Annotated in this window: 18 protein-coding genes; 6 read left to right on the top strand and 12 right to left on the bottom strand. The window is 73.0% G+C overall.

Annotation, left to right across the window (positions count from 1 at the left end; translation table 11 throughout):
* Positions 1–266: 266 nt before the first annotated feature.
* From AB0E88_RS10485 to AB0E88_RS10475, 3 genes are all read left to right on the top strand, one after another.
* Positions 267–1,760, top strand: coding sequence for a cellulose binding domain-containing protein (locus AB0E88_RS10485; RefSeq protein WP_361627095.1), 1,494 nt, complete (start codon positions 267–269; stop codon positions 1,758–1,760).
* Between the two features lie 12 nt (positions 1,761–1,772).
* Positions 1,773–3,509 carry a glycoside hydrolase family 6 protein gene (locus tag AB0E88_RS10480; RefSeq protein WP_361627092.1) on the top strand — a complete coding sequence of 579 codons (1,737 nt, stop codon included), beginning with the start codon at positions 1,773–1,775 and terminating at the stop codon, positions 3,507–3,509.
* A 355-nt stretch (positions 3,510–3,864) separates the two neighbouring features.
* Positions 3,865–4,758 carry a methyltransferase domain-containing protein gene (locus AB0E88_RS10475; protein WP_361627089.1) on the top strand — a complete coding sequence of 298 codons (894 nt, stop codon included), beginning with the start codon at positions 3,865–3,867 and terminating at the stop codon, positions 4,756–4,758.
* Positions 4,759–4,835: 77 nt separating this feature from the next.
* On the opposite strand, the gene AB0E88_RS10470 is transcribed toward AB0E88_RS10475, so the two are convergent.
* The 4 genes from AB0E88_RS10470 to AB0E88_RS10455 form a co-directional block, all read right to left on the bottom strand.
* Positions 4,836–5,582: a glycoside hydrolase family 75 protein gene (locus AB0E88_RS10470; RefSeq protein WP_361627086.1), complete on the bottom strand. Its 747-nt coding sequence runs from the start codon at positions 5,580–5,582 to the stop codon at positions 4,836–4,838.
* 128 nt (positions 5,583–5,710) lie between these two features.
* Positions 5,711–6,547 carry an aldo/keto reductase gene (locus AB0E88_RS10465; protein WP_361627083.1) on the bottom strand — a complete coding sequence of 279 codons (837 nt, stop codon included), beginning with the start codon at positions 6,545–6,547 and terminating at the stop codon, positions 5,711–5,713.
* 106 nt (positions 6,548–6,653) lie between these two features.
* Positions 6,654–8,480, bottom strand: coding sequence for an AMP-dependent synthetase/ligase (locus tag AB0E88_RS10460; protein WP_361627080.1), 1,827 nt, complete (start codon positions 8,478–8,480; stop codon positions 6,654–6,656).
* 255 nt (positions 8,481–8,735) lie between these two features.
* Positions 8,736–10,223 (bottom strand): MFS transporter, encoded by a 1,488-nt coding sequence (locus tag AB0E88_RS10455; RefSeq protein WP_361627077.1) that lies wholly within the window; start codon positions 10,221–10,223, stop codon positions 8,736–8,738.
* Between the two features lie 117 nt (positions 10,224–10,340).
* Here AB0E88_RS10455 and AB0E88_RS10450 point away from each other — a divergent pair, with 117 nt between their 5' ends.
* Entirely contained in the window at positions 10,341–11,324 is a 984-nt protein-coding gene (locus tag AB0E88_RS10450) for an AsnC family transcriptional regulator (protein ID WP_361627074.1), read from the top strand.
* A gap of 16 nt (positions 11,325–11,340) precedes the next feature.
* Here the strand turns inward: AB0E88_RS10450 and AB0E88_RS10445 are convergent, their stop codons facing one another.
* A complete protein-coding gene (locus tag AB0E88_RS10445) occupies positions 11,341–12,222 on the bottom strand; it encodes a LysR substrate-binding domain-containing protein (protein ID WP_361627071.1) in 882 nt (293 codons plus the stop codon).
* 166 nt (positions 12,223–12,388) lie between these two features.
* Here AB0E88_RS10445 and AB0E88_RS10440 point away from each other — a divergent pair, with 166 nt between their 5' ends.
* Positions 12,389–13,423: a bile acid:sodium symporter family protein gene (locus tag AB0E88_RS10440; protein WP_361627068.1), complete on the top strand. Its 1,035-nt coding sequence runs from the start codon at positions 12,389–12,391 to the stop codon at positions 13,421–13,423.
* Here AB0E88_RS10440 and AB0E88_RS10435 read toward each other — a convergent pair.
* Together AB0E88_RS10435 and AB0E88_RS10430 are read right to left on the bottom strand one after the other, a co-directional pair.
* Positions 13,373–15,232 carry an exo-alpha-sialidase gene (locus AB0E88_RS10435; RefSeq protein WP_361627065.1) on the bottom strand — a complete coding sequence of 620 codons (1,860 nt, stop codon included), beginning with the start codon at positions 15,230–15,232 and terminating at the stop codon, positions 13,373–13,375. The two genes, AB0E88_RS10440 and AB0E88_RS10435, sit on opposite strands and share 51 nt — an antisense overlap.
* A gap of 33 nt (positions 15,233–15,265) precedes the next feature.
* Complete coding sequence (locus AB0E88_RS10430; RefSeq protein ID WP_361627062.1) at positions 15,266–16,183, bottom strand: zinc-binding dehydrogenase; 918 nt, start codon at positions 16,181–16,183, stop codon at positions 15,266–15,268.
* 127 nt (positions 16,184–16,310) lie between these two features.
* Between AB0E88_RS10430 and AB0E88_RS10425 the strand changes: the two genes are divergently transcribed.
* Positions 16,311–16,754 (top strand): MarR family winged helix-turn-helix transcriptional regulator, encoded by a 444-nt coding sequence (locus AB0E88_RS10425; protein WP_361627059.1) that lies wholly within the window; start codon positions 16,311–16,313, stop codon positions 16,752–16,754.
* Between the two features lie 71 nt (positions 16,755–16,825).
* Here the strand turns inward: AB0E88_RS10425 and fdhD are convergent, their stop codons facing one another.
* The 5 genes from fdhD to AB0E88_RS10400 are packed head-to-tail and all read right to left on the bottom strand — an operon-like array spanning position 16,826 to position 23,290.
* Positions 16,826–17,674: a formate dehydrogenase accessory sulfurtransferase FdhD gene (gene fdhD, locus AB0E88_RS10420; RefSeq protein ID WP_361627057.1), complete on the bottom strand. Its 849-nt coding sequence runs from the start codon at positions 17,672–17,674 to the stop codon at positions 16,826–16,828.
* Positions 17,662–18,552, bottom strand: coding sequence for a 2Fe-2S iron-sulfur cluster-binding protein (locus AB0E88_RS10415; RefSeq protein WP_361627055.1), 891 nt, complete (start codon positions 18,550–18,552; stop codon positions 17,662–17,664). Before AB0E88_RS10415 ends, fdhD begins: the two co-directional genes overlap by 13 nt.
* Positions 18,549–20,372 (bottom strand): NADH-ubiquinone oxidoreductase-F iron-sulfur binding region domain-containing protein, encoded by a 1,824-nt coding sequence (locus tag AB0E88_RS10410; protein ID WP_361627052.1) that lies wholly within the window; start codon positions 20,370–20,372, stop codon positions 18,549–18,551. The genes AB0E88_RS10415 and AB0E88_RS10410 overlap by 4 nt, the downstream gene beginning before the upstream one ends.
* A gap of 6 nt (positions 20,373–20,378) precedes the next feature.
* Complete coding sequence (locus tag AB0E88_RS10405) at positions 20,379–22,322, bottom strand: molybdopterin-dependent oxidoreductase (RefSeq protein WP_361627049.1); 1,944 nt, start codon at positions 22,320–22,322, stop codon at positions 20,379–20,381.
* Complete coding sequence (locus AB0E88_RS10400) at positions 22,319–23,290, bottom strand: 2-dehydropantoate 2-reductase (protein WP_361627046.1); 972 nt, start codon at positions 23,288–23,290, stop codon at positions 22,319–22,321. The genes AB0E88_RS10405 and AB0E88_RS10400 overlap by 4 nt, the downstream gene beginning before the upstream one ends.
* Positions 23,291–23,553: the final 263 nt, after the last annotated feature.

Genomic DNA, 23,553 nt, shown 5'->3' with positions numbered 1-23,553 from the left:
GCTGGTTCCTCCTTGCGGCTCGGGATGTGCGGGCTCGGAGAAGTCAAGGCTTGAACCAGTGGGAGCGCTCCCATAGTGGGGACGCGGTGACGGAGGGTCAAGACACTTGAAGAGCCGAAAAGATTCGACGAGGACGACTTTCGGAAAACTCCGCGGGCCCTCTGGTCATCCCGGTGCCCCGGCGCTACCTTCCTCGGCACCAGTGGGAGCGGTTCCATCCAGTCGGCGCGTGTGCACCACGCGCCCGAACTGCAAGGAGTCGCTCGATGAGACACCCCCCGCGTTCAGGACTCATGGCCGTCGCCGGTGCGACCGCCCTGCTCACCACCGCGATCGTGCCGGTCGTCACTGCACAGGCCGCCGCGCCCGCGTGCACGGTGGAGTACTCCGTCACCGGGCAGTGGGACGCCGGCTTCCAGGCCGCCGTGAAGATCACCAACAACGCCGCCGCGCTGAGCAGTTGGCGGCTGACCTTCGACTTCCCCGGCGGTCAGCAGGTCACCCAGGGCTGGAACGCCCGGTGGTCCCAGTCCGGCTCGGCCGTCACCGCCGCCAACGAGAGCTGGAACGGCACGCTCGGCGCCGGCGCGAGCGTGAGCGCCGGCTTCCTCGGCTCGTTCTCCGGCGCCAACGCCGTACCGGCCGTCTTCAAGCTCAACGGCACCACCTGCAACGCCGGCACCCAGCCGACCCCGGACCCGACCGACCCGGGACCCACCGGCCCACCGCCCTCCGGCGGCACGGCACCCGCCCTGCATGTCGAGGGCAACCGACTCGTCGACGCCGGCGGCAGGACCCGCCGGCTGCTCGGCGTGAACCGCTCCGGCGGCGAGTTCATGTGCGTCCAGGGCCGCGGCATCTGGGACGGCCCGGTCGACGACGCCGCGATCCGGGCGATCGCCGACTGGCAGGCCGACGCGGTCCGCATCCCCCTCAACGAGGAGTGCTGGCTCGGCGTGGCCGGCGTCGCACCGGAGTACGCGGGCGCCCACTACATCAGCGCCGTGAAGGAGCTGGTGGCCCGCGTCGAGGCGCACGGCATGACTCCGGTCGTCGACCTGCACTGGACCCACGGGCAGTACACCGGAAACTCGGCGGGCTGCTCCGACGCCGCCGCCACCTGCCAGAAGCCGATGCCGGACGCGCAGTACAGCCCGTCGTTCTGGACGTCCGTCGCGAACACCTTCAAAGGCGACCAGGCCGTCGTCTTCGACCTGTTCAACGAGCCGTACCCGGACCGCGCCACCTCCACCACCGCTCAGGCCTGGCAGTGCTGGCGGGACGGCGGCACCTGCCCGGGAATCGGCTACCAGGTCGCCGGCATGCAGGACTTGGTCGACGCCGTGCGCGCCACCGGAGCCAGGAACGTGCTCATGCTGGGCGGCCTGGCCTACTCCAACGACCTGAGCCAGTGGCCGGCGTACCGGCCCACCGACCCGGTGGGCAATCTCGCCGCCGCGTACCACGGGTACAACTTCAACACCTGCTCGAGCGAGAGCTGCTGGAACTCCACCCTCGCCCCGGTCGCCGCGCAAGTCCCGCTGATCGCGGGGGAGTTCGGCGAGAACACCTGCGGCCATTCCTTCGTCGACCGGGTCATGAAGTGGTTCGACGACCACGGGCTGTCCTACCTCGGCTGGACCTGGAACACCTGGGACTGCTCCACCGGCCCCTCGCTCGTCTCCTCCTACGACGGCACCCCCACCGCCTACGGCGCCGGTCTGCGCGACCACCTGCGCGCCCTCACCCCCCTCACCTAGAAGGAACCCCCCATGAGCCGTACAAGACTTGCCCTGATCGCCGCCCTGGCGCTGACCGCCGGGTCCGGTGCGGCCGCCTTCACGGCCGTCCCCGCCGGGGCCGCGGCCGCGGCGCCCGCGTGCACCGTCGGCTACACGGTGCAGAACCAGTGGGACACCGGCTTCACCGCCGCCGTCACCGTCACCAACAACGGTGCCGCCAAGTCGAGCTGGTCGCTGAAGTGGACCTACGCCGGCAACCAGAAGATCGGCAACGCCTGGAACGCCAGGGTCACCCAGTCCGGCGCCGCCGTCACCGCCGCCAACGAGTCCTACAACGGATCACTGCCCACCGGCGGTTCGGCGAGCTTCGGTTTCCAGGCGTCCTACAGCGGCGCCAACGCGGTACCGGCCACCTTCACCCTCGACGGTGTCACCTGCACGGCCGACGGCACCCCCACGCCCACCCCGACGGACCCCACCCCCACCCCGACCGACCCGGCGCCCGACCCCACCGGCCGGGTGGACAACCCCTACGCCGGGGCCAAGGTGTACGTGAACCCCGAGTGGTCCGCGCACGCCGCCGCCGAACCGGGCGGCAGCCGCGTCGCCGACCAGCCCACCTACGTCTGGCTCGACCGGATCGCCGCGATCAACGGCGTGAACGGCGGCATGGGCCTGCGCGCCCACCTCGACGAGGCGCTCAAGCAGAAGGGCTCCGGCAACCTCGTCGTCCAGCTCGTCGTCTACGACCTGCCCGGCCGTGACTGCGCCGCCCTCGCCTCCAACGGTGAACTCGGCCCGAACGACATCGACTCGTACAAGAGCCGGTACATCGACCCGATCGCGTCGATCCTGTCCGACGCGAAGTACGCGGGCCTGCGCATCGCCACCGTCATCGAACCCGACTCGCTGCCCAACCTCGTCACCAACGCCGGCGGCACCAGCACCACCACCGACGCCTGCGTCACCATGAAGTCCAACGGCAACTACGAGAAGGGCGTCGGCTACGCCCTCGACAAGCTCGGCGCCATCCCGAACGTCTACAACTACATCGACGCCGGTCACCACGGCTGGCTCGGCTGGGACACCAACCTCGGCCCCTCGGTGCAGGAGTTCTACCGCACGGCGACCTCCAACGGCGCGAGCGTGAAGGACGTGGCCGGGTTCATCGTCAACACCGCCAACTACAGCCCCACCAAGGAGCCGTACTTCAAGGTCACCGACACCGTCAACGGGCAGACCGTGCGCCAGTCCAAGTGGGTCGACTGGAACCAGTCCGTGGACGAGCAGTCCTTCGCCCAGGCGCTGCGCGACAAGCTCGTCGCGGCCGGGTTCGACTCCGGTCTCGGCATGCTGATCGACACCTCCCGCAACGGCTGGGGCGGCACCGCGCGCCCGGCCGGCCCCGGCCCGCTGACCTCCGTCGACGACTACGTCAACGGCGGCCGCATCGACCGGCGCGTCCACGTCGGCAACTGGTGCAACCAGAGCGGCGCCGGTCTCGGCGAACGGCCCACCGCGGCACCCGCCGCCGGGATCGACGCCTATGTCTGGGTCAAGCCCCCGGGCGAGTCGGACGGGTCCAGCTCCGCCGTCGCCAACGACGAGGGCAAGGGCTTCGACCGGATGTGCGACCCCACCTACGGAGGCAACGCGCGCAACGGCAACAACCCGACGGGCGCGCTGCCGAACGCGCCGCTGGCCGGGCACTGGTTCTCCGCCCAGTTCCAGCAGCTGATGCAGAACGCCTACCCGCCGCTGCCGTAGCGCGGTGAGCGACCGCTCGGGGCCGGCAGTGGGGAGCCGGCCCCGAGCGCGACCGCCGGGGCCGAAGCCGCAGGCCCGGGCCCCGGCGGAGCGCGGACCCGACGGCCGCGCCGTCGCCGTCCGTCCGCCGCAGCGTCACCGGCTCCGCCGGGCGCGCTCGTGGGCGATCGCGAAGCCGACCCGCAGCCCCGCGAGGCCTTACGCCACGGCGGCCGCACCGGCACCCGGTGGGCTCCACCGGCCTCGCCACGGACGTCATTTCCGGACGTGTGTTTTTGCCGTCCCGGCAACAGCACTGGCCGCCGTGCGGTGCGTCGGCGCACGCTGGCGGCATCCGGACGAGAGGCTGACCACCATGGCACACGATCACCACCACCCCGCGCACGGCCACGGCCACGACCACGGCACCGACATCGACTGGGCCGAGATGGCGGCGTACCTGGAGTCGGAGGCCGAGCTGTTCACGCCCCTGTACGAGCGGGCGCTGGCCTGGCTGGGGAAGGAGGTGACCGAGCCGGGGCTGATCGTCGACGCGGGCAGCGGGCCCGGCGTGGTGTCGTGCCTGTTCGCCGAGGCGTTCCCGGGCGCGCGGGTGCTGGCCGCCGACGGCTCCGCCCCGCTGCTGGAGCGGGCCCGGGCGCGTGCCGAGCGCACCGGCGTCGCCGACCGCTTCGCGACCCTGGCCGGGGACCTGCCCGAGGCCCTGGACGAGCTCGACTACCCCGCCGACCTGCTGTGGGCCAGCCGCAGCCTGCACCACCTCGGTGACCAGCGCGCCGCCCTCGCCGCCTTTGCCGAGCGGCTGGCTCCCGGCGGCACGCTGGCCCTGCTGGAGGGCGGGCTGCCGGCCCGCCACCTGCCCCGCGACATCGGTTTCGGCCGCCCCGGTCTGCAGGCCCGGCTGGACGCGCTGCAGGAGGACCGCTTCGCCCGGATGCGCGCCGAGCTGCCCGGGAGCGTCGCCGTCACCGAGGACTGGGCGGCGCTGCTCACGGCGGCCGGCCTCAAGCACACGCGCACCCGCACCTTCCTGCTCGACGTCCCGGCCCCCGTGCCCGACCGGGCTCGCGCCCATGTCGTCACCTTCCTCGGCCGGCAGCGGGAGAACTTCGGCGACGACCTGGACGCGGAGGACCGCGCCACCCTGGACCGTCTCCTCGACCCCGGTGACCCGGCGAGCGTCCACCACCGCCCGGACGTCTTCGTCCTCGCCGCCCACACTGTCCACACGGCGGTCCGGCCGTACTGACCGGCCGTCCCGCACCTTGCGTGCGCCGGCCGGTGCCGGCGACGTACCGCCCGCCGGGCAGCCCGTGAGACCCCGCGTCAGTTGTTCTTCAGGAACTCCCGGGCCAGCCGCTCGCCGAGTGTCACGGCCTCCGTATGGCTCTCCAGCGGCGTGACCTGGGAGCCCGTGAACAGGATGTAGGTCACCGGGGCGTCGGTGCCGCCGCGTTCCGGGTCGGGGTCCAGGCCCAGGGCCGCCGCGGTGGCGTACGACGCCTCCCCGATGATCTGCTTCGGCCCCACGTCGCCGACGATCGCGTACTCGACCTGGTCGTCGTGGATCACCGCCGCCACGCCACCGCCGCGCACGCCCGCCGCGCGGTAGTCCCAGAGGTCGCTCGCGCCGGGGACGACGACGAACGGCAGCCGGTCGGCGCGCAGCGGCCTGCCGTCGGACTGGTGGAAGGCGGTGTCGTCCTGGAACGAGGAGTCCGTGGCCCTGCTGCACCGGGCGCTGGGGCGGCCGTCGCAGTCGATGTCCATGTCGGCGGTGAAGAACACGGCGCCCTTCGCCCCGCACACGGGGACGGCGGGGGCCTTGTCCTGGTCCGTGCGGTACAGGCCGTGCGACACCTGCTTGCAGGAGCGCACCTCGGCGAGCAGGTCGGCGGCGGCCACCGAGCCCTCGTGGGCGAGGGCGGATGCGACGGAGGCCTCGTGGGCGAAGGCCGCGCCGGAACCGCGGCCGGCGGCGAGCGCCGGGAGGACACCGGCGGCGAGAACGGCGGCCGCCGCCCGCAGGGGGAGACGGCGGGAACGGGTACGCGCTGGGGGAAACGAGTGCACGGGTCAGGGACGCTAGCCCGGGCGCCCGCCCCGCGCGGACACGCCACGCCGCCCCGGGACGGCGTGTCCCGGGGCGGCGTGGTGATCGGGTGACGATCGGGAAGGACGATCGTCCGACAGGGTGACGCTCAGACCACGTCGAACGTCGCCGGGTCCGGGCCCAGGCGCCGGTCCTCGTTGAGGGCGCTGATCGCGGCGAGGTCCTCGTCGTCCAGGCTGAAGTCGAACACCTCGATGTTCTCCTTGATCCGCGACGGCGTCACGGACTTCGGGATCACCACGTTGCCGAGCTGGAGGTGCCAGCGCAGCACCACCTGGGCGGGGGTGCGGCCGTGCTTCTGGGCGATCGCGACGATCGCCGGGATCTCCAGGATGCCCTTGCCCGAGCCGAGCGGAGACCACGCCTCGGTGGCGATGCCCTGCTCGGCGTGGTACGCGCGGGCGGCGTTCTGCTGGAGGTGCGGGTGCAGCTCGATCTGGTTGACCGCCGGGACCACCGAGGTCTCGGCGATGAGCCGCTCCAGGTGGGGCTGCAGGAAGTTGGAGACGCCGATCGCGCGGGCGCGGCCGTCGGCGTACAGCTTCTCGAACGCCTTGTAGGTGTCGACGTAGGCGTCCTTGGACGGCAGCGGCCAGTGGATCAGGTAGAGGTCCACGTAGTCCAGCCCGAGCTTGGCGAGCGAGGTGTCGAACGCGCGCAGCGTCGAGTCGTAGCCCTGCTCGCTGTTCCAGAGCTTGGTGGTGACGAAGATGTCCTCGCGGGGGAGACCGGAGGCGGCGATGGCCTTGCCGGTGCCCTCCTCGTTGCCGTAGATCGCCGCCGTGTCGATGCTGCGGTACCCGGCCTCCAGGGCGGTGGCGACGGCCCGCTCGGCCTCGTCGTCCGGCACCTGCCAGACGCCGAATCCCAGCTGGGGCATCTCGATGCCGTTGTTGAGGGTGATCGGGGGGACCTTGCTGCTCACGAGCTCTTGATCCTTCGGTTGTCCGTCAGGTGGTACGCACATCGTCAACGATCAGAGGGCGTGATGCATTCCTGACCGCGAAATCCGTCGCCCGCCGTGCGACGGTTCACACCTGGTAGAGCGCCTCCACCTCGCGCGAGTAGGCCTTCTCGATCGCCTTGCGCTTCAGTTTCAGCGACGGCGTGAGCAGACCGTGCTCCTCGGTGAAGGGCTGGGCGAGGATACGGAAGGTGCGGATCGACTCGGCCTGTGACACCAGGGTGTTCGCCGCGACGACCGCGCGGCGCACCTCGGTCTCCAGATCGGGGTCGCGCACGAGCTCCGACGCGGTGAGGCGGGGCTTGTTGCGCATCTGGAGCCAGTGCTCGACGGCCTCCTGGTCGAGGGTGACCAGGGCGGCGATGAACGGCCGGTCGTTGCCGACGACGATGCACTGGTTGACCAGCGGATGTTCGCGCACCCGCTCCTCCAGCACCCCCGGCGAGACGCTCTTGCCGCCCGAGGTCACCAGGATCTCCTTCTTGCGGCCGGTGATGGTCAGGTAGCCGTCCTCATCCAGCTGGCCGAGGTCGCCGGTGGCCAGCCAGCCGTCGTGCAGGGCCTGGTCGGTGGCCTTGGGGTTGTTGAGGTAGCCCTGGAAGACGTTCTGGCCGCGCAGCCAGATCTCGCCGTCGTCGGCGATGTGCACGGTCACGCCGGGGATCGGCCGGCCCACCGTGCCGTACCGGGTGCGCTCGGGCGGGTTCGCGGTGGCCGCCGCCGTGGACTCGGTCAGGCCGTAGCCCTCGAATATCTGCACGCCGGCGCCCGCGAAGAACAGGCCCATCCGGCGGTCCATCGCCGAGCCGCCGGACATCGCGTTGCGGATCCGGCCGCCCATCGCCGCGCGGACCTTCGCGTACACCAGCTTGTCGAAGAGCTGGTGCTGCATGCGCAGGCCCGCCGACGGGCCGGGCCCGGTGCCCCACGCCTTCGCCTCGACCGCCTCGGCGTACTTCACGGCCACCTCGACGGCCTTCTCGAACGGCCCCGCCTTGCCGTCCTTCTCCGCCTTGCGCCGCGCCGCGTTGAACACCTTCTCGAAGATGTACGGCACGGCCAGGATGAACGTCGGCTTGAACGCCTGCAGGTCCGGCAGCAGCGCGGCCGCGTTCAGCTGCGGCTGGTGGCCGAAGCGGACCTTGCCGCGGATCGCCGCGACCTGCACCATCCGCCCGAAGACGTGCGCCAGCGGCAGGAACAGCAGCGTCGCCGCCTCGTCGCCCTTCTTCGAGTGGAACACCGGCTCCCAGTGCCCGATGACCGTGTCCGCCTCGTACATGAAGTTGCCGTGCGAGATCACACAGCCCTTGGGGCGGCCGGTGGTGCCGGAGGTGTAGATGATCGTGGCCGCCGACTCCGGGGTGACCGCCTCGCGGTGGCGCTGCACCACGTCGTCCTCCAGGTGGGCGCCGGCGTCGTACAGCTCCTGCACGGCACCCTCGTCGAGCTGCCACAGCCGGCGCAGCCTCGGCAGCCGGTCGATGACGGTGGCGATCGTCATCGCGTGGTCCTCGTGCTCCACGATCGCCGCCGTGCACTCGGCGTCGTACAGCATCCAGAAGCACTGCTCGGCCGACGAGGTCGGGTACACCGGCACCACCTGGGCCCCGATCGTCCACAGCGCGAAGTCGAACAGCGTCCACTCGTAGCGGGTCCGGGACATGATCGCGACCCGGTCGCCGAACCGGATGCCGCTCGCGAGCAACCCCTTGGCCAGCGCCAGCACCTCGTCGCGGAACTCCGCGGCGGTCACGTCCCGCCACTGCCCGGCGTCGTCCTTGCGGCCGAGCGCGACGTGCAGCGGATCGGTCTCGGCATGCCGGAAGACGACGTCGGCCAGACCGCCCACCGGCGGCGACAGCGCCAACGGAGGGTTGGTGTACTCGCGCAAACCCGCTCCCCGCTCCCCGGTCCCGGCGCCCGGCTCGTCCTTGGCGCCCGCGCAGCGCCGTGAAAGCTACCCCACGCGGCGGCGGGACGGGAGGGGCGAGCGCGGCGGGCGGCGCGGAGGCCGCCGCTGGTCATGGACGGAAAATGGGCGCACATACGGAAGGGTCGGACAGAAAACCGACGGTTCCGTAAGTTTCGGCAGTCAGATCTCCACCGAATCTGTACGACCGGGTCGCGGGGTGCGGCGGGCAGGTCGTCAGCGCTTCACTTCGGTCAGCGTCCGCGCCCCCGATTCCGTCACCGCGGGCCGCTGTGCCCGCGGGGAGCGGGCCAGCGCCAGCACCAGCGCGCCGCCGATCACGGCCACCGCGCCCGCCGCGACGGACGCCGTGTTCAGCCCCGAGGCGAACGCGGAGCGCAGCACGTGCTCGGAGAACGAGCCGCGCAGGGCGCCCGCGCCACCCCCGGCCAGCGTGTGCGCCGCGCCCGACGGCAGGTCGTCCTCCATCCTCGACGTCAGCACCGTGCCGAAGACGGCGATGCCGAGCGCGTAGCCGAGCTGACGGAAGGTGTTGACCGCACCGCCCGCCATGCCGGCCCGCTGCGGCTCCACCACGGCCAGCGCCGCGCCCGCCATCCCCGGGGAGACCAGGCCGGTGCCGATGCCGACCAGGACCAGGCCCGGAACCAGCGCCGTCGCCGTCGATCCCGCGTCCAGCACCGCCGAGCAGAACTGGCCGGCGCCGATCAGCAGCAGTCCGCCGCCCACGGTGAGCCGGGCCGGCACCCCGTGCAGCAGCCGGCCGCCCAGCGCCGCCACCACGAACGACGCCAGCGACAGCCACAGGAACACCAGGCCGCCGCGCACCGGGCTCATCCCGAGCAGGGTCTGCAGCCAGATCGAGGAGTACGCCATCACGGCGAACGCCGCCGGGTTGAAGGCGAACGCCCCCACCATCACGCTCGTGAACGCGGGCCGCCGGAACAGCCGCGGATCCAGCAGCGGGTCGGTCACCCGCAGCTCGACCACGACGAAGCACACCAGCGCCAGCACCGCGAGGGCGAAGGACAGCAGCGTCCCGGACTCCGACCAGCCGTGCGACCCGGCCCGCACCGCCCCGTACGTCAGGGCCCCCGCGAACGCGGCGAAGGCCGCCGTGCCCGCCAGGTCGATACGGCGCCGGCGCTCGCCGTGCGACTCCGGCACCACCCGCAGGGTCAGCCACACCGAGGCGACGCTCACCGGCAGGTTCACGAAGAAGATCCACCGCCAGCCGGGCCCGGCGGTCAGCAGCCCGCCCACGACGGGCCCGACCGCGGCTGCCGCGCCGCTCACCGCGCCCCACACGCCGAGCGCCGCCGACCGCTGCCGGCCCTGGTAGACCGCGCCCAGCAGCGGCAGCGTGGTGGCGAACATCGCCGCCGCGCCGACGCCCTGCAGGCAGCGGGCCGCCACCAGCAGACCCGGCCCGTCCGCCAGCCCGCACAGCAGCGACGCCACCGCGAACAGCGCCACGCCGGCCACGTGCACCCGGCGCCGGCCCAGCACATCGGCCGCCGCGCCCACCCCCAGCAGCAGCGCGGCCAGCGCGAGGGCGTACCCGTCCATCACCCACTGCAGATCGCTCAGCGACGCATGCAGGGCGCGTGCCATGTCCGGCAGCGCCACCACCGCGATCGTCACATCCAGCAACAACATGAACGTGCCCAGGCACACCGCCGTCAGCGGCCCCCATGTGCGCATGTCCTCAACTCCTCGTCCTCGTCGCGACGCGTCCGCGCCGATTCCGTACGATGAGCCGCGCGCGGACGATCGCAGGCCCACAGGCCCGGTAGGCGACGGAATCCGACGGGAGAGCGCATGCTGGAGTGGGAATCCGACACCTTCGACGAGCTGGACCTGCGGCTTCTGTGCGCGCTGGAACTGAACGGCCGGGCTTCCTTCAGCCGGCTCGGCTCCGTGCTCGGGGCGTCCGACCAGACCGTCGCCCGCCGCTACCGCAGGCTGTGCGCGCAGGGCGGTCTGCGGGTCGTCGCGGTCCGCGACGCGGAACGGCTCGGCCAGGACCAGTGGACGCTGCGGCTGCGCTGCGTCCCCGACGCCGCCCTGGCCATCGCCGACGCGCTCGCCAAACGGCCCGACACCAACTGGATCGGCCTCGCCTCCGGCGGCACGGAGGTCGTCTGCGGCACCCGGCCGCGCAGCGCCGGGGACCGTGACGACCTGCTGCTCGGCAAGCTGCCGCGCACCCCGCGCGTGCTGGAGATCCGCGCCCACCAGATGCTGCACCGTTTCTACGGCGGCCCGACGGGCTGGCTCGGCAAGTTCGGAGTGCTGCGGGACGACGAGATCGCGGCCCTGCGCCCGGAGCCCGTCGACGACGCGGGACCCGCCCGCATCGACCCCTCCGACGAGCCGCTGCTGGCCGTTCTCGAGCGCGACGGCCGGGCGGGCTACCCGGAACTCCAGCGTGCCACCGGCCGCTCGGAGTCCGCCGTGAAACGCCGGCTGGCCACCCTGCTCGGCTCGGGAGCCCTCTACATCGACGTCGAGTACCACTCGGAGATCTTCGGCTTCCCGACGGCCGCCGCACTGTGGATCACCACCACCCCCGCCACCCTGCACGCGGTCGGCGAGGCGCTCGCCACGCACGACCGGATCGCCCACGCCGCCGCGACCGCCGGCCCGTCCAACCTCACCGCGACCGCCGTCTTCCGCGACACCGCCGAGCTGTACGCGTACCTCAGCGGCCCCCTCGGCCGGCTCTCGGGCGTCCAGCACGTGGAGGCCAGCCCCTTCCTGCGGCGGGTCAAGCAGCTCACCTATCCCATGCCGGCCCGCTGAAGCCGCTCCCGGTCCGTCAGCCGACGCCGGTCCGTCCGCGCCGCTGCAGTCGGTCGCCGCCCGACAGGACCGCCGCGGCCAGGGCGTCGGCGGCGTCCTGGGCGGAGGGGCGGCGGTGGCCGTGGACCAGGACGAAGTCGACGCCCGACAGCTCCGGCAGGCCGGCCCGGTCCGGGACGCGCACCAGGCCGGGCGGGACCAGGCCACGGGAGTGCGCCATCACCCCGAGTCCCGCGCGGGCCGCCGCGATCAGACCGTTCAGGCTGCCGCTGGTGCAGGCGATCCGCCACGGGCGCCCCGCCCGCTGCAGCGCCTCCATGGCGAGCGCCCGGGTGATGCCGGGCGGCGGGTAGACGATCAACGGGACGGGACGGTCGGGGTCCAGGCGCAGCCGCTCCGCGCCGATCCACACCAGCTCGTCCCGCCACACCAGCTCCCCGCGCGGATCCTGCGGGCGCCGCTTGGCCAGCACCAGGTCGAGCTTCCCGGCCGCCAGCTGCTCGTGCAGCGTGCCGGACAGCTCCACGGTCAGCTCCAGGTCGACCTCGGGATGGTCGTACCGGAAACCCTCCAGGATCTCCGGCAGCCGGGTCAGCACGAAGTCCTCCGACGCGCCGAAGCGCAGCCGGCCGCGCAGCCGGGTCCCCGTGAAGAAGGCCGTCGCCTGCTCGTGCACCTCCAGGATGCGGCGCGCGAAGCCCAGCATCGCCTCCCCGTCCTCGGTCAGCTCCACCGCGTGCGTGTCCCGGGTGAACAGGGTGCGCCCGGTGGCGTCCTCCAGCCGCCGCACGTGCTGGCTGACCGTCGACTGGCGCAGCCCGAGCCGCCGCGCGGCCTGCGTGAAGCTCAGCGTCTGCGCCACGGCGAGGAACGTGCGCAGCTGGGAGGGGTCGTACACGCCTGCCACCCTAACCGCTCATCATGAAACGTGATGACAGTCAGAGCCGTATGCCGGATTCCCGATCACGGTGCGGGGGAGCAGGATGGAAGGGGGCCCTCCGGGCCTCGGACAGGGGCGGGCCGGTACGGCCCGCACGCACCGACGACCGAGCACGTGGAGCACCGTGAAACGCCTGCAGTGGCCGAGCTGGATGCCGATCGACCCCTACATCGTGCTGTTGCTCGGCACGGTGGGTCTCGCCGCGCTGCTCCCGGCGCGCGGCACGGGCGCCGACGTGGCCTCCGGCGCGTCCACCGTGGCGATCGCGTTCCTGTTCTTCCTGTACGGCGCGAGGCTGTCCACCCGTGAGGCGCTGGACGGCCTCAGGCACTGGCGGCTGCACGGCACCGTCCTCGCCTGCACCTTCGTGATCTTCCCGCTGCTGGGCCTGGCCGCCCGCGCACTGGTCCCGGTCTTCCTCACCCAGCCGCTCTACCAGGGCCTGCTCTTCCTGACGCTGGTGCCGTCCACCATCCAGTCCTCCATCGCCTTCACCTCCATGGCGCGCGGCAACGTGCCCGCCGCGATCTGCGCCGGCTCCTTCTCCTCCCTGGTCGGCATCGTCGTCACCCCGCTGCTGGCGGCCGGGCTGCTCGGCAGCAGCGCGGGCGGCTTCTCCGCCGACTCGGTGGTGCAGATCGTGCTGCAGCTGCTGGTGCCGTTCGTCGCCGGACAGCTGCTGCGCCGCTGGATCGGCGGCTTCGTCGCCCGGCACAAGAAGGTGCTCGGGCTGGTCGACCGCGGTTCGATCCTGCTCGTCGTGTACACGGCGTTCAGCGAGGGCATGGTCCGTGGCATCTGGCATCAGGTCAGCCCCGTCCGCCTCGGCGGGCTGCTCGTCGTCGAGGCGGCGCTGCTCGCGGTGATGCTGCTGCTGACCTGGTACGGCGCGAAGGCACTGGGCTTCGGCCGCGCGGACCGCATCGCGATCCAGTTCGCCGGGTCGAAGAAGTCGCTGGCGTCGGGGCTGCCCATGGCCGGCGTGCTGTTCGGTCCGCAGGCCTCGCTGGCCGTGCTGCCGCTGATGCTGTTCCACCAGATGCAGCTGATGGTGTGCGCGGTGATCGCCAAACGCCGCGCCCGCGACCCCGAGGCGGACGCCGAGGGCTCAGCGGCTCACCCGGTCCAGGGGCAGCGCCAGGACCACGTCCTGCGCTGAGCCCGGCAGCCGCGGACGCCTCAGCTCCCCGTCGCTCAGCGCCCGGTCCCACACCCGTACCTCGTCGAGCGCGCCGGTGAAGAAGACCCGGCCGTCCATGCGCTGACCGAGGTGCACGCCGAAGGGCGACGTCCGGCTGACCGAGCCCGGCGGGGCGGCGGCGGAGGTCTCCGTGCCGTCGACGGACAGCGACAGGCGGCCGCCGCCCCGGCGCAGCACCGCGCGGTGCCACCGGCCGTCGTTGTACGCGCTCCTCGCGCTCACGGACGCGGTCCGCGGTGCCGCGGCGCCGGCCCGCACGGTGATCAGACCCACGACACGGTTCTCGGCCGGCTCGGCGCCCAGCCACACCTGCGGCTGCGAGGCGCCGACTCCGCCCATCCACACCAGCGGCTGTTCCCCGGCCGTCGCCGTGTGACGGAAGTACACGGAGACGGTGAAGTCCCCGGTGCCCAGCGGCAGCCGCGCACGATACGGCAGGCGTACGGCGTCGTCGGTGCCGTCGAACTCCAGGGCGCCGCCGCGCACGCCGGCCGTCCGGCGCGGGTGGCCGAGGACCGCGGCGGGCCGGCCGTGCGGAGCCAGGTCGGGGGTGGTCGGGTCGGGGCCGCGGCGCGGGGTGAGCCAGTCCTCGGTGAAACGGGCGAAGCGGATCTCCTCGCGGGCGTCGGCTGTCCCGCCCTCGTAGAGCAGACCGACGGTGGCGGGGGCGATCCCGGCCAGGTCGGAGTAGCCGGACCGGTCCCGGGTGACGACCGTGCCGCGGTCGGCGCCGTCCCAGGTGCGGCCCCCGTCGTGCGAGGAGCGGATCAGCAGGGTGCGGCGGCGGTCGGGGTCGCCGGGGCAGGCCAGCAGGAGGCGGTCGCCCAGCCGCAGCACGGATCCCTGGACCTGCGGCGCGTACAGGTCGGGCAGGGCCCGGAAGGGGGAGGTGAAGCGGTCGCCGCCGTCCCGGCTGACGGCCTGGGTGCGGTGGCCGAGGTCGGTGCCGTCCTGTTCCCGGCCGCTGACCAGCAGCGCACCGTCCGTGCGCTGGGCCGGGCTCAGCTCCGAGGGCTTCTGCCGGAAGGTGCCGTCGGCGGCCACGGGCCAGGTGCCGGTGGCGCCCAGCCGCCAGTGGGCGCCGTGGTCGTCGCTGACGATCAGCGCGGCCTGGTTGGCGGTGATCCGGCCGCCCGCCCAGCTCTCGGCGTTGACGCCGATCACGAGCCGGCCGGCGTGCGCGCCCCGGGTGAGCTGGATGCCGTGCCCGGGGCCGGTGGCGTACCAGGAGTTCCAGTGCGCCGGCCGGACCTCGGTGCCGAGGGCGCGCGGCGCCGACCAGGTCCGGCCGTCGTCGTCGCTGTACTGAAGGTGCGGGGTGCGCTCGCAGGGGGCGGCGCAGCCGCGGGCGTCGGCGCGGCCGGTGTTGTAGGTCTCGGCGAGCAGGACGCGGCCGGTGGTGCGGTCGACGACGGGTGCCGGGTTGCCGTGCGTGTCGCCGCCGCCGTCGTTGACGACCGTCAGGGGCCCCCAGCTGCGTCCGCCGTCGGTGGAGCGCCGGACGACGATGTCGATGTCACCGGCGTCCCCGCAGGTGTGTGCCCGGGCCTCGGCGAAGGCGAGCAGGGTGCCGGCGTTCGTCCGCACGAGCGCCGGGATGCGGAAGCAGGCGTAGGGGGAATCGCCGGCCGCCCGGAAGAGGACCTGCTGAGCGAACGCCGGCCGGGTGAGGCCCTGCGCGGGCGAGGGTGCCGCGACCAGCGGAACGGCCACCGTGCAGACGGCGGCCGTGACGAGGCCGAGGCGGGTACGGCGGCATGGGGGCATGGCGGACGTCGTCTCCCGGACGGGCTGAGTGGATCATGGGATCAGAATGACTTTGCCCAGATTCGCCCGGTTCTCAATCACCTCGTGCGCCTTCCCGGCGTCGGTGAGCGCGAACTCCCCGTGCACGGCGGGCTTCAGCGAGCCGTCCGTGAACAGCCGCCACAGCTCCGCCCGCCACTGCTCGTAGAGTGCCGGCCGACCCCGGGCGATGCGGGCCATCTGGAACCCGATGACGGATTTCGCGCCCACCAGCAGGTCGTACGCCTGGACGGTCCCGCCGCCCGAGCTGTACGCCACCAGCCGGCCGCCGGGGGCGAGCGCGGCGAGGGTCGGGGTGAGCAGCTCGCCGCCGACGGCGTCCAGTGCGTAGTCGGCCGGTTCGCCCCAGCGGTCGTCGCCGTACACCACGACCTCGTCGGCGCCGAGCGCGCGCACGAAGCCGGCCTTGGCCGGGTCGGAGACGGCGCCGGTCACCCGGGCCGCGCCGCGTATCCGGGCCAGCTGCACGGCCAGCTGACCGACACCGCTCGCGGCGGCCGTGACCAGCGCCGTCTCGCCGGGCTCGGGGCGGGCCGCGTCCAGGGCGCCGTAGGCGACGAGGCCGCTGCGCACGAGGGCGACGGCGTCGACGGCGGAGGCCGTGTCCGGCACGGGTGAGGCCATCGCGTCCTGCAGCAGCGCGAAGTCGGCGTAGCCGTGGCCGAAGCACAGCCCGGTCACCCGGTCGCCGGGCGTCCAGCGGGTCACGCCCTCGCCGACGGCCACGACCTCACCGGCGATCTCGCCGCCGAGCGCGATGGGCTGCGCCGCCTCGGTGACCTTGCGCACGACGGGGAGGGTGACGCCGATCGCCTCGCAGCGCACGAGCAGTTCGCCGGGGCCGGGCTCCGGGACGGGGGTCTCCTCGAGGAAGAGGGGGCCGGCCGGGCGGTCGTATCGGATGCGGCGCATGGTGGACCTCCGGGGATCGTGGGGCATGCCCATGAATTCGTTGGGAGTCCCAACGATAGGGCATGTCATGGGGAAGTCCAATGGTTATTCGTTGGGGAGACCAATGTTTTCCGGATAGGGTGTGCGCATGGCCGAAGCACCGCTGCCCGCGATCCGCTCCCTGCCCAGCTGGCTGCTCGGGCGCGCCGCCGCACGCGGGCGTGCCCTGGTCGCCGAGGCGCTCGCCACGCAGGGCATGAAGATGTGGCACCACGTGGTGCTCTCCGCCGTCCGCGACCTCGCACCGGTCGCTCAGGCCGACCTCGGCCGCAGTGTCGGCCTCGACCCCAAGGACCTGGTCGGCGTCCTCAACGACCTCCAGTCCGCCTCCCTGGTCCGGCGCGAACCGGACCCGAAGGACCGCCGCAAGAACGCCGTACGGCTCACGCCGGAGGGGGAGCGGATGCTTCAGCGGTGCGAGGAGGCGGCCCGCGCGGCCAACGCCGAACTGCTGGCGCCGCTGCCGGCGCAGGAGCGGGAGCGGTTCGTGGAGATGCTGGTCCGCGTCAGCGGAACAACCGGGGAGAGCTGAGGCGGGGCCCCGCCGGCGCAGGGGGCGCTCCCCGCCGGGCGGAGCCCCGCCGTCGTGTCGCGGGCAGGACGTCAGCCCTCGCCGGCCGTGGCCTTCAGGGCCATGCGGTCCTCGCCCGCGTACACGTTCATGGAGGCGCCGCGCAGGAAGCCCACCAGGGTCAGGCCCGCCTCCGCCGCCAGGTCCACCGCCAGCGACGACGGCGCCGACACCGCCGCCAGCACCGGGATGCCCGCCATCACCGCCTTCTGCGCCAGCTCGAACGAGGCGCGCCCGGACACCAGCAGGATCGTGCGGGACAGGGGCAGGTCCCCGTTCTGCAGGGCCCGCCCGACCAGCTTGTCCACCGCGTTGTGCCGGCCCACGTCCTCGCGGACGTCCAGCAGGTCACCGTCCTCCGAGAACAGCGCGGCCGCGTGCAGACCGCCGGTGCGGTCGAACACCCGCTGGGCGGCGCGCAGCCGGTCGGGCAGGCCCGCCAGCAGCTCCGGCGTCACCCGCAGCGGGGGTGTGTCGGCGATGGGCCAGCGGGCCGTGGTGCGCACGGCGTCCAGGCTGGCCTTGCCGCACAGACCGCAGGACGACGTCGTGTAGACGTTGCGCTCCAGGGTGATGTCCGGGGCGGCCACGTGCGGGGCGGTGTGGACGTCGACGACGTTGTAGGTGTTGGAACCGTCCGCCGTGGCGCCCGCGCAGTACACGATGTTGAGCAGGTCGGACGCCTCCGCCAGGACGCCCTCGCTGACCAGGAACCCCGCCGCCAGCGCGAAGTCGTCACCGGGGGTGCGCATGGTGATGGCGAGGGGCTTGCCGTCGAGCCGGATCTCCAGGGGTTCCTCGGCGACGAGCGTGTCCGGGCGGGCGGACACCGCTCCGTCCCGTACGCGGATCACCTTGCGTCGTTCCGTCACTCGTCCCATGTCCCCATCCGTCCCGGTCGGTCCCGGTTCTGTACGTGCTGGTAGCCGAAGCGCCCCTTGATGCAGAGGTTGCCATGGGTCACCGGGTTGTCGTGCGGAGAGGTGACCTTCACGATCTCATTGTCCTGCACATGCAAGGTCAGGTTGCAGCCCACCCCGCAGTACGCGCACACCGTCGTCGTCTCGCTCTGCCGCGCCTCGTCCCAGGTCCCGGCGGCCCGCATGTCGAACTCCGACCTGAACGACAGCGCCCCCGTCGGACACACCTCGATGCAGTTGCCGCAGTACACACACGCCGAGTCGGGCAGCGGCGCGTCGTGCTCGACGGCGATCCGCGCGTCGAAGCCACGGCCGGCGACGGAGATCGCGAAGGTGTTCTGCCACTGCTCACCGCATGCGTCGACGCACTTGTAGCACAGGATGCACTTGTCGTAGTCGCGCACGTAGAGGTCGTTGTCGACCTTCGGCTCCTCGTTCGGCCGCGCCGCGTCCGGGCCGAAGCGGTCCGGTTCGGCGCCGTACCGAGCGATCCACTCCGCCGCCCCCGGCGTGGTCGACAGATCGGCCGAGGAGGCCAGCAGTTCCAGGACGACCTTGCGGCTGTGCCGGGCGCGTTCGGTGTCGGTGCGGACCTCCATGCCGGGCTCCGCCGCCCGTGAGCAGGCCGGCACCAGGGTGCGCGCCCCCGCCACCTCCACCACGCACACCCGGCAGGCGTTCTTCGGGGTGAGCGTGTCGCCGTGGCACAGGGTCGGCACGTCCTGCCCGGCGGCGCGGCAGGCGTCGAGGACCGTCGCGCCCTCGGGCACCCGCGCCTCCTGACCGTCGACCGTGCACTCCACCAGCCGGCGCGGCACTCCGAGCGGTATCGCGGTCATGCGTAGGCCCCCAGACGGTCGATGGCGGATTCCACGGCGTTCCACGCGGTCTGCCCGAGACCGCAGATCGAGGCGTCCCGCATCGCGCGGCCGACCTCCCGCAGCAGCGCGATGTCGTCGGCGGCCGCCGTGCCCCGGCGCTCCAGCAGCCGGGTCAGCGCCTCCTGCTGGCGCACGGTGCCGACCCGGCACGGCACGCACTGTCCGCACGACTCGTCGCGGAAGAACTCCGCGATGCGCAGCAGCAGCCGGGGCAGCGGCACCCTGTCGTCGAACGCCATGACCACGCCCGACCCGAGTGTGGTGCCGGCGGCACGCGTGCCCTCGAAGGTGAGCGGGATGTCCCGCTCGTCGTCCCGCACGAAACCGCCCGCCGCGCCGCCGAGCAGCACCGCCCGCAGCCCCTCGCCCGCCCCGGCCAGGTCCAGCAGCTCACCGAGCGTGGCGCCGAAGGGCAGTTCGTACACGCCGGGCCGGGCCACGACGCCGGACACGCAGTACAGCTTCGGGCCGGTGGAGCCTTCGGTGCCGATCGCCGCGTACGCCCGGGCGCCCAGGGTGAGGATCGGCAGGACGTTCACCAGCGTCTCGACGTTGTTCTCCACCGTCGGCTTGCCGAACAGGCCCTTCACCACCGGGAACGGCGGCTTGGAGCGCGGCTCGCCGCGGCGGCCCTCGATCGAGTTGAACAGCGCGGTCTCCTCACCGCAGATGTAGGCGCCCGCGCCGCGCCGGATCTCGATGTCGAAGGCGTAGCCCTGGCCGAGGACGTCGTCGCCGAGCAGACCCCGGGCGCGGGCCTGCGCGACGGCGTGTTCCACGCGCCTCAGGGCGCGCGGGTACTCGCCGCGCAGATACAGGTACCCGCGGTGCGCGCCGGTCGCGTACGCCGCGATCGTCATCGCCTCCACCAGCGCGAACGGATCGCCCTCCAGCAGCACCCGGTCCTTGAAGGTGCCCGGTTCGGACTCGTCCGCGTTGCACACCAGGTAGTGCGGATGGTCGGGCTGGGACGCCGTGGCCTGCCACTTGCGGCCCGTGGGGAAGGCGGCGCCGCCGCGCCCGAGCAGACCCGCGTCGGTGACCTCGCGGATCACCCCGGCCGGGCCGAGCGCGAAGGCGCGGCGCAGGGCCGTGTAGCCGCCGTGGGCGCGGTAGTCGTCGAGGGATTCGGGATCGACGGCACCGACCCGGCGCAGCAGGACCAGAGCGTCGTCACCCGCCTGCGGTACGGCGTCGACGGCACCCGGCTCCCCGGGCGCGGAGTCCGGTGCGGTCGCCGCGAGCCGGGCGGCGTCGGCGGTCGCCGGGGCCGCCACCGCCGTACGCACCGGGTCGCCGGCCCGGATCGCGAGGGCGGCCGGGGCGCGTTCGCACAGGCCGAGACAGGGGCCGCGTTCGACGTGCACGCCGCTGCCCGGGCCGAGCCGGGACTCCACACCGGCGCACAGCTCCTGAGCGCCGGCCGCCGCGCAGGCCAGGTCGGTGCACACGTGCAGCACGGTCGCGGGCCGGGGCCGCAGCGAGAACATCGCGTAGAACGTGGCCACGCCGTACGCCTCGGCCGGGGGCACGGTCAGCCGGCGGCACAGATAGCCCAGGCCGCCCGGACTGATCCAGCCGGTGCGGTCGTTGAGAGCGTGCAGACCCGGCAGCAGCAGGTCGCGGCGGTCCCGGGCCGCACGCCCGCCCCGTGCCCAGCGCAGGTCCGCCGCCGAGCGGCCGGCGCCCTCCCAGGCGGACTCCGGGGGCCCCAGCAGGGCGTCCACCGCGGCGCGTTCGTCGTCCGTCGGTTCGCTGTCGCCGAAGTGCAGGTCCACGCGTGCTCACCTCACGTAGGTCACGACCGGAAGCTTCTCGATGCGGATCGCCGACGCCTTGAACTCCGCCGTCCCGGCGATCGGGCAGTTCGCCTCGATCGTCAGCCGGTTGGTGTCGACCTCGTCGGGAAAGTGGAACGTCATGAAGGCGAGCCCCGGCCGCAGCGCCGGGTCGACCCGGACCGGGGCCACCACCGAGCCGCGCCGCGAGGTCACCTGCACCCGCTCACCGGCCGCCACCCCGTACCGCTCGGCGTCCTCGGGGCTCAGCTCGATCGACTCGCCGCGCCGGAGCGGGGAGGGGAAACCGCCGCTCTGCACACCGGTGTTGTAGGAGTCGAGCCGCCTTCCGGTGGTGAGCCGAAGGGGGTAGCTCTCGTCGGTGAGGTCGACCGGCGGGTCGTGCTGCACGATCCCGAACGGCGCCGGCCTTCCCCTGGCCTGCGGGTCCTTCTCCCACAACCGCCCGTGCAGATAGGGCGGTTCGAGGCGGTCGGTGCTCGGGCAGGGCCACTGGATGCCCTGGTGCTCCTCCAGTCGCGCGTACGTCATGCCGTGGTGGTCCGGGGACAGCGCGCGCAGCTCGTTCCACACGGCCTCGGCGTCGGCGTACGCGAAGGGGCGGCCGAGGCGGGACGCGAGGTCGCAGAGGATGTCGATGTCCTCGCGGGCCTCACCGGGCGGGGTGACCGCGTGCCGCACGCGCTGCACCCGGCGTTCGCTGTTGGTGGTGGTGCCCTCGGTCTCCGCCCAGCCGGCGGTCGCGGGCAGCACGACGTCCGCGAGCTCGGCGGTCCTGGTCAGGAAGATGTCCTGCACCACGAGGAAGTCCAGTTCCTTCAGCCGCCGCACCGCCTGCTCGCTGTCCGCCTCGGACTGGGCCGGGTTCTCGCCGATGCAGTACACGGCCCGCAGGGAGCCGTCCTCCATCGCCTCGAACATCTCGGTCAGGGTCATCCCGTAGTGGGGGTCGAGCGCGGTGTCCCAGGCCGACTCGAACTTCAGCCGGACGTCGGCGTCGAGGAGGTCCTGGAAGCCGGGCAGCCGGTTGGGGATGGCGCCCATGTCGCCGCCGCCCTGCACGTTGTTCTGCCCGCGCAGCGGTTGCAGTCCGGAGCCGTAGCGGCCGACGTGCCCCGTCAGCAGGGCCAGGTTGATCAGGGCGCGCACGTTGTCGGTGCCGTTGTGGTGCTCGGTGATGCCGAGGGTCCAGCACAACTGGGCGCGCTCGGCGCGGGCGTAGGCATGGGCCAGCTCCCGGATCGCGCGGGCCGGCACCCCGGTCACCTTCTCGGCGAGGGACGGCGTCCACGGCTCGACGAGCGCCCGGTACTCCTCGAAGCCGGTCGTCGCCCGCTCCACGAACGCCGTGTTCGTCAGCCCCGCGTGGATGATCTCCCGGCCGATCGCGTGGGCCATCGCGATGTCGGTGCCGACGTTCAGGCCGAGCCAGCTCTCCGCCCACTCGGCGGTGGAGGTGCGGCGCGGGTCGACGGCGTACATCCGGGCGCCGTTGCGGATGCCCTTCAGCACGTGCTGGAAGAAGATCGGGTGTGCGAAGCGGGCGTTGGAGCCCCACATCACGATGACGTCGGTGTGCTCGACCTCCGCGTACGACGACGTGCCGCCGCCGGAGCCGAACGCGGCCGACAGCCCGGCGACGCTGGGCGCGTGGCAGGTGCGGTTGCAGGAGTCGACGTTGTTCGTGCCCATCACGACCCGGGCGAACTTCTGCGCCACGAAGTTCATCTCATTGGTGGCGCGGGAGCAGGAGAACAGGCCGAACGCCCCCCGGTTGCGGGCCAGTGAGCGTGCGGTGCGGTCCAGGGCCTCCGCCCAGCTCGCCCGGCGCAGCGGCTCGTCGCGGGAATCGCGGACCAGCGGGTGGGTGAGACGGGTGTAGGTCTTCGGCTGCCCGCCGGTGCGGGTCTTCGGCTGACGCTTCCTCATGCGGCGCTCCTCAGCGCGAGCAGGTCCGACAGGGCGTGCACGGTGCGCAGGGTGGGCACCGGCACACCGGTGATCTCCGCGAGTTCGACGACGGCCGCGAGCAGCACGTCGAGCTCGAGCGGCTTGCCGCGTTCGAGGTCCTGGAGCGTGGAGGTGCGGTGCTCACCGACCCGTTCGGCGCCGGCCAGACGGCGCTCGACCGAGACGCCGGGCTCGCAGCCCAGGGCGCGGGCGACGGCGAGGGTCTCGTTCATCATGATCTCGATGACCCGGCGGGTGCCGCCGTGCCGGCACATCTGCGCCATGGTCGCCCGGGAGAGGGCGCTGATCGGGTTGAAGGAGATGTTGCCGAGCAGCTTGACCCAGATGTCGCTCCGCAGGTCCGGCTCGACGGGGCATTTCAGGCCGCCGGCCCGCATCGCCTCGCTGAAGCGGACACAGCGGTCCGAGAGGCTTCGATCGGGCTCGCCGACCGAGAACCGCGTGCCCTCCAGGTGCCGTACGACGCCGGGGGCCTCGAGCTCGGTGGCCGCGTAGACGACGCAGCCGACGGCCCGTTCGGGCGCGAGCACCGCACTGACCGCGCCGCCGGGGTCCACGCTCTCGACGCGGCGGCCGTCGTGCGGGCCGCCGTGCCGGTGGAAGTACCACCAGGGGATGCCGTTCTGGGCGGCGACGACCGCCGTGCTCTCGTGCAGCAGCGGCTTGATCAGCGGTCCGCACGCCGCGTAGGAGTTGGCCTTCAGGCCGAGGAAGACGTAGTCGGCCGGGCCGATCTCGGCCGGGTCGTCGGTGGCGTGGGCGCGGGCGGTGAAGTCGCCGCGCGGGCTGCGCACCCGGACACCGTGCTGCCTCATGGCCGCGAGGTGCGGTCCGCGGGCGACGAGATGCACATCGGCGCCCGCGCGGTGCAGGGCGGCGCCGACGTAGGCACCGATGGCTCCGGCGCCGAGAACTGCGACTTTCACAGGGACACTCCGTTCGGTTCGAGGGATACCGCGGAGGGTGGTGAGCAGGGCGGACAGGGGGAGCGGCCGGGGAGAAGGGGAAGCGGCCGACAACCGAGGCACGTCGGCACCGCGCAGCCGGACGCCGGAGGGCTCCGGCGCCCGGGCGGCGCATCCTGTCGACGAAATATTGTCTACAGTATGGAGAGCGGGTCGACAAGGGTGTACGCAGCCCCGGCTCGCCGGGTGGCTCGTCCTCTGAGGGAAGCCGACAACACCCGCGC

Origin of the sequence: Streptomyces sp. NPDC028635, assembly GCF_040637635.1 — a bacterium.
Classification (GTDB): Bacteria; Actinomycetota; Actinomycetes; order Streptomycetales; family Streptomycetaceae; genus Streptomyces.
This window is presented reverse-complemented; position numbering and strand designations above follow the sequence as displayed.

Excerpts from the sequence above, each read along its gene's own strand:
- fdhD (WP_361627057.1), bottom strand. The coding sequence starts at position 17,674 with ATGGGACGAGTGACGGAACGACGCAAGGTGATCCGCGTACGGGACGGA.
- AB0E88_RS10475 (WP_361627089.1), top strand. The coding sequence starts at position 3,865 with ATGGCACACGATCACCACCACCCCGCGCACGGCCACGGCCACGACCAC.
- AB0E88_RS10415 (WP_361627055.1), bottom strand. The coding sequence starts at position 18,552 with ATGACCGCGATACCGCTCGGAGTGCCGCGCCGGCTGGTGGAGTGCACG.
- AB0E88_RS10455 (WP_361627077.1), bottom strand. The coding sequence starts at position 10,223 with ATGCGCACATGGGGGCCGCTGACGGCGGTGTGCCTGGGCACGTTCATG.
- AB0E88_RS10480 (WP_361627092.1), top strand. The coding sequence starts at position 1,773 with ATGAGCCGTACAAGACTTGCCCTGATCGCCGCCCTGGCGCTGACCGCC.
- AB0E88_RS10430 (WP_361627062.1), bottom strand. The coding sequence starts at position 16,183 with ATGCGCCGCATCCGATACGACCGCCCGGCCGGCCCCCTCTTCCTCGAG.
- AB0E88_RS10435 (WP_361627065.1), bottom strand. The coding sequence starts at position 15,232 with ATGCCCCCATGCCGCCGTACCCGCCTCGGCCTCGTCACGGCCGCCGTC.
- AB0E88_RS10485 (WP_361627095.1), top strand. The coding sequence starts at position 267 with ATGAGACACCCCCCGCGTTCAGGACTCATGGCCGTCGCCGGTGCGACC.
- AB0E88_RS10450 (WP_361627074.1), top strand. The coding sequence starts at position 10,341 with ATGCTGGAGTGGGAATCCGACACCTTCGACGAGCTGGACCTGCGGCTT.
- AB0E88_RS10405 (WP_361627049.1), bottom strand. The coding sequence starts at position 22,322 with ATGAGGAAGCGTCAGCCGAAGACCCGCACCGGCGGGCAGCCGAAGACC.
- AB0E88_RS10425 (WP_361627059.1), top strand. The coding sequence starts at position 16,311 with ATGGCCGAAGCACCGCTGCCCGCGATCCGCTCCCTGCCCAGCTGGCTG.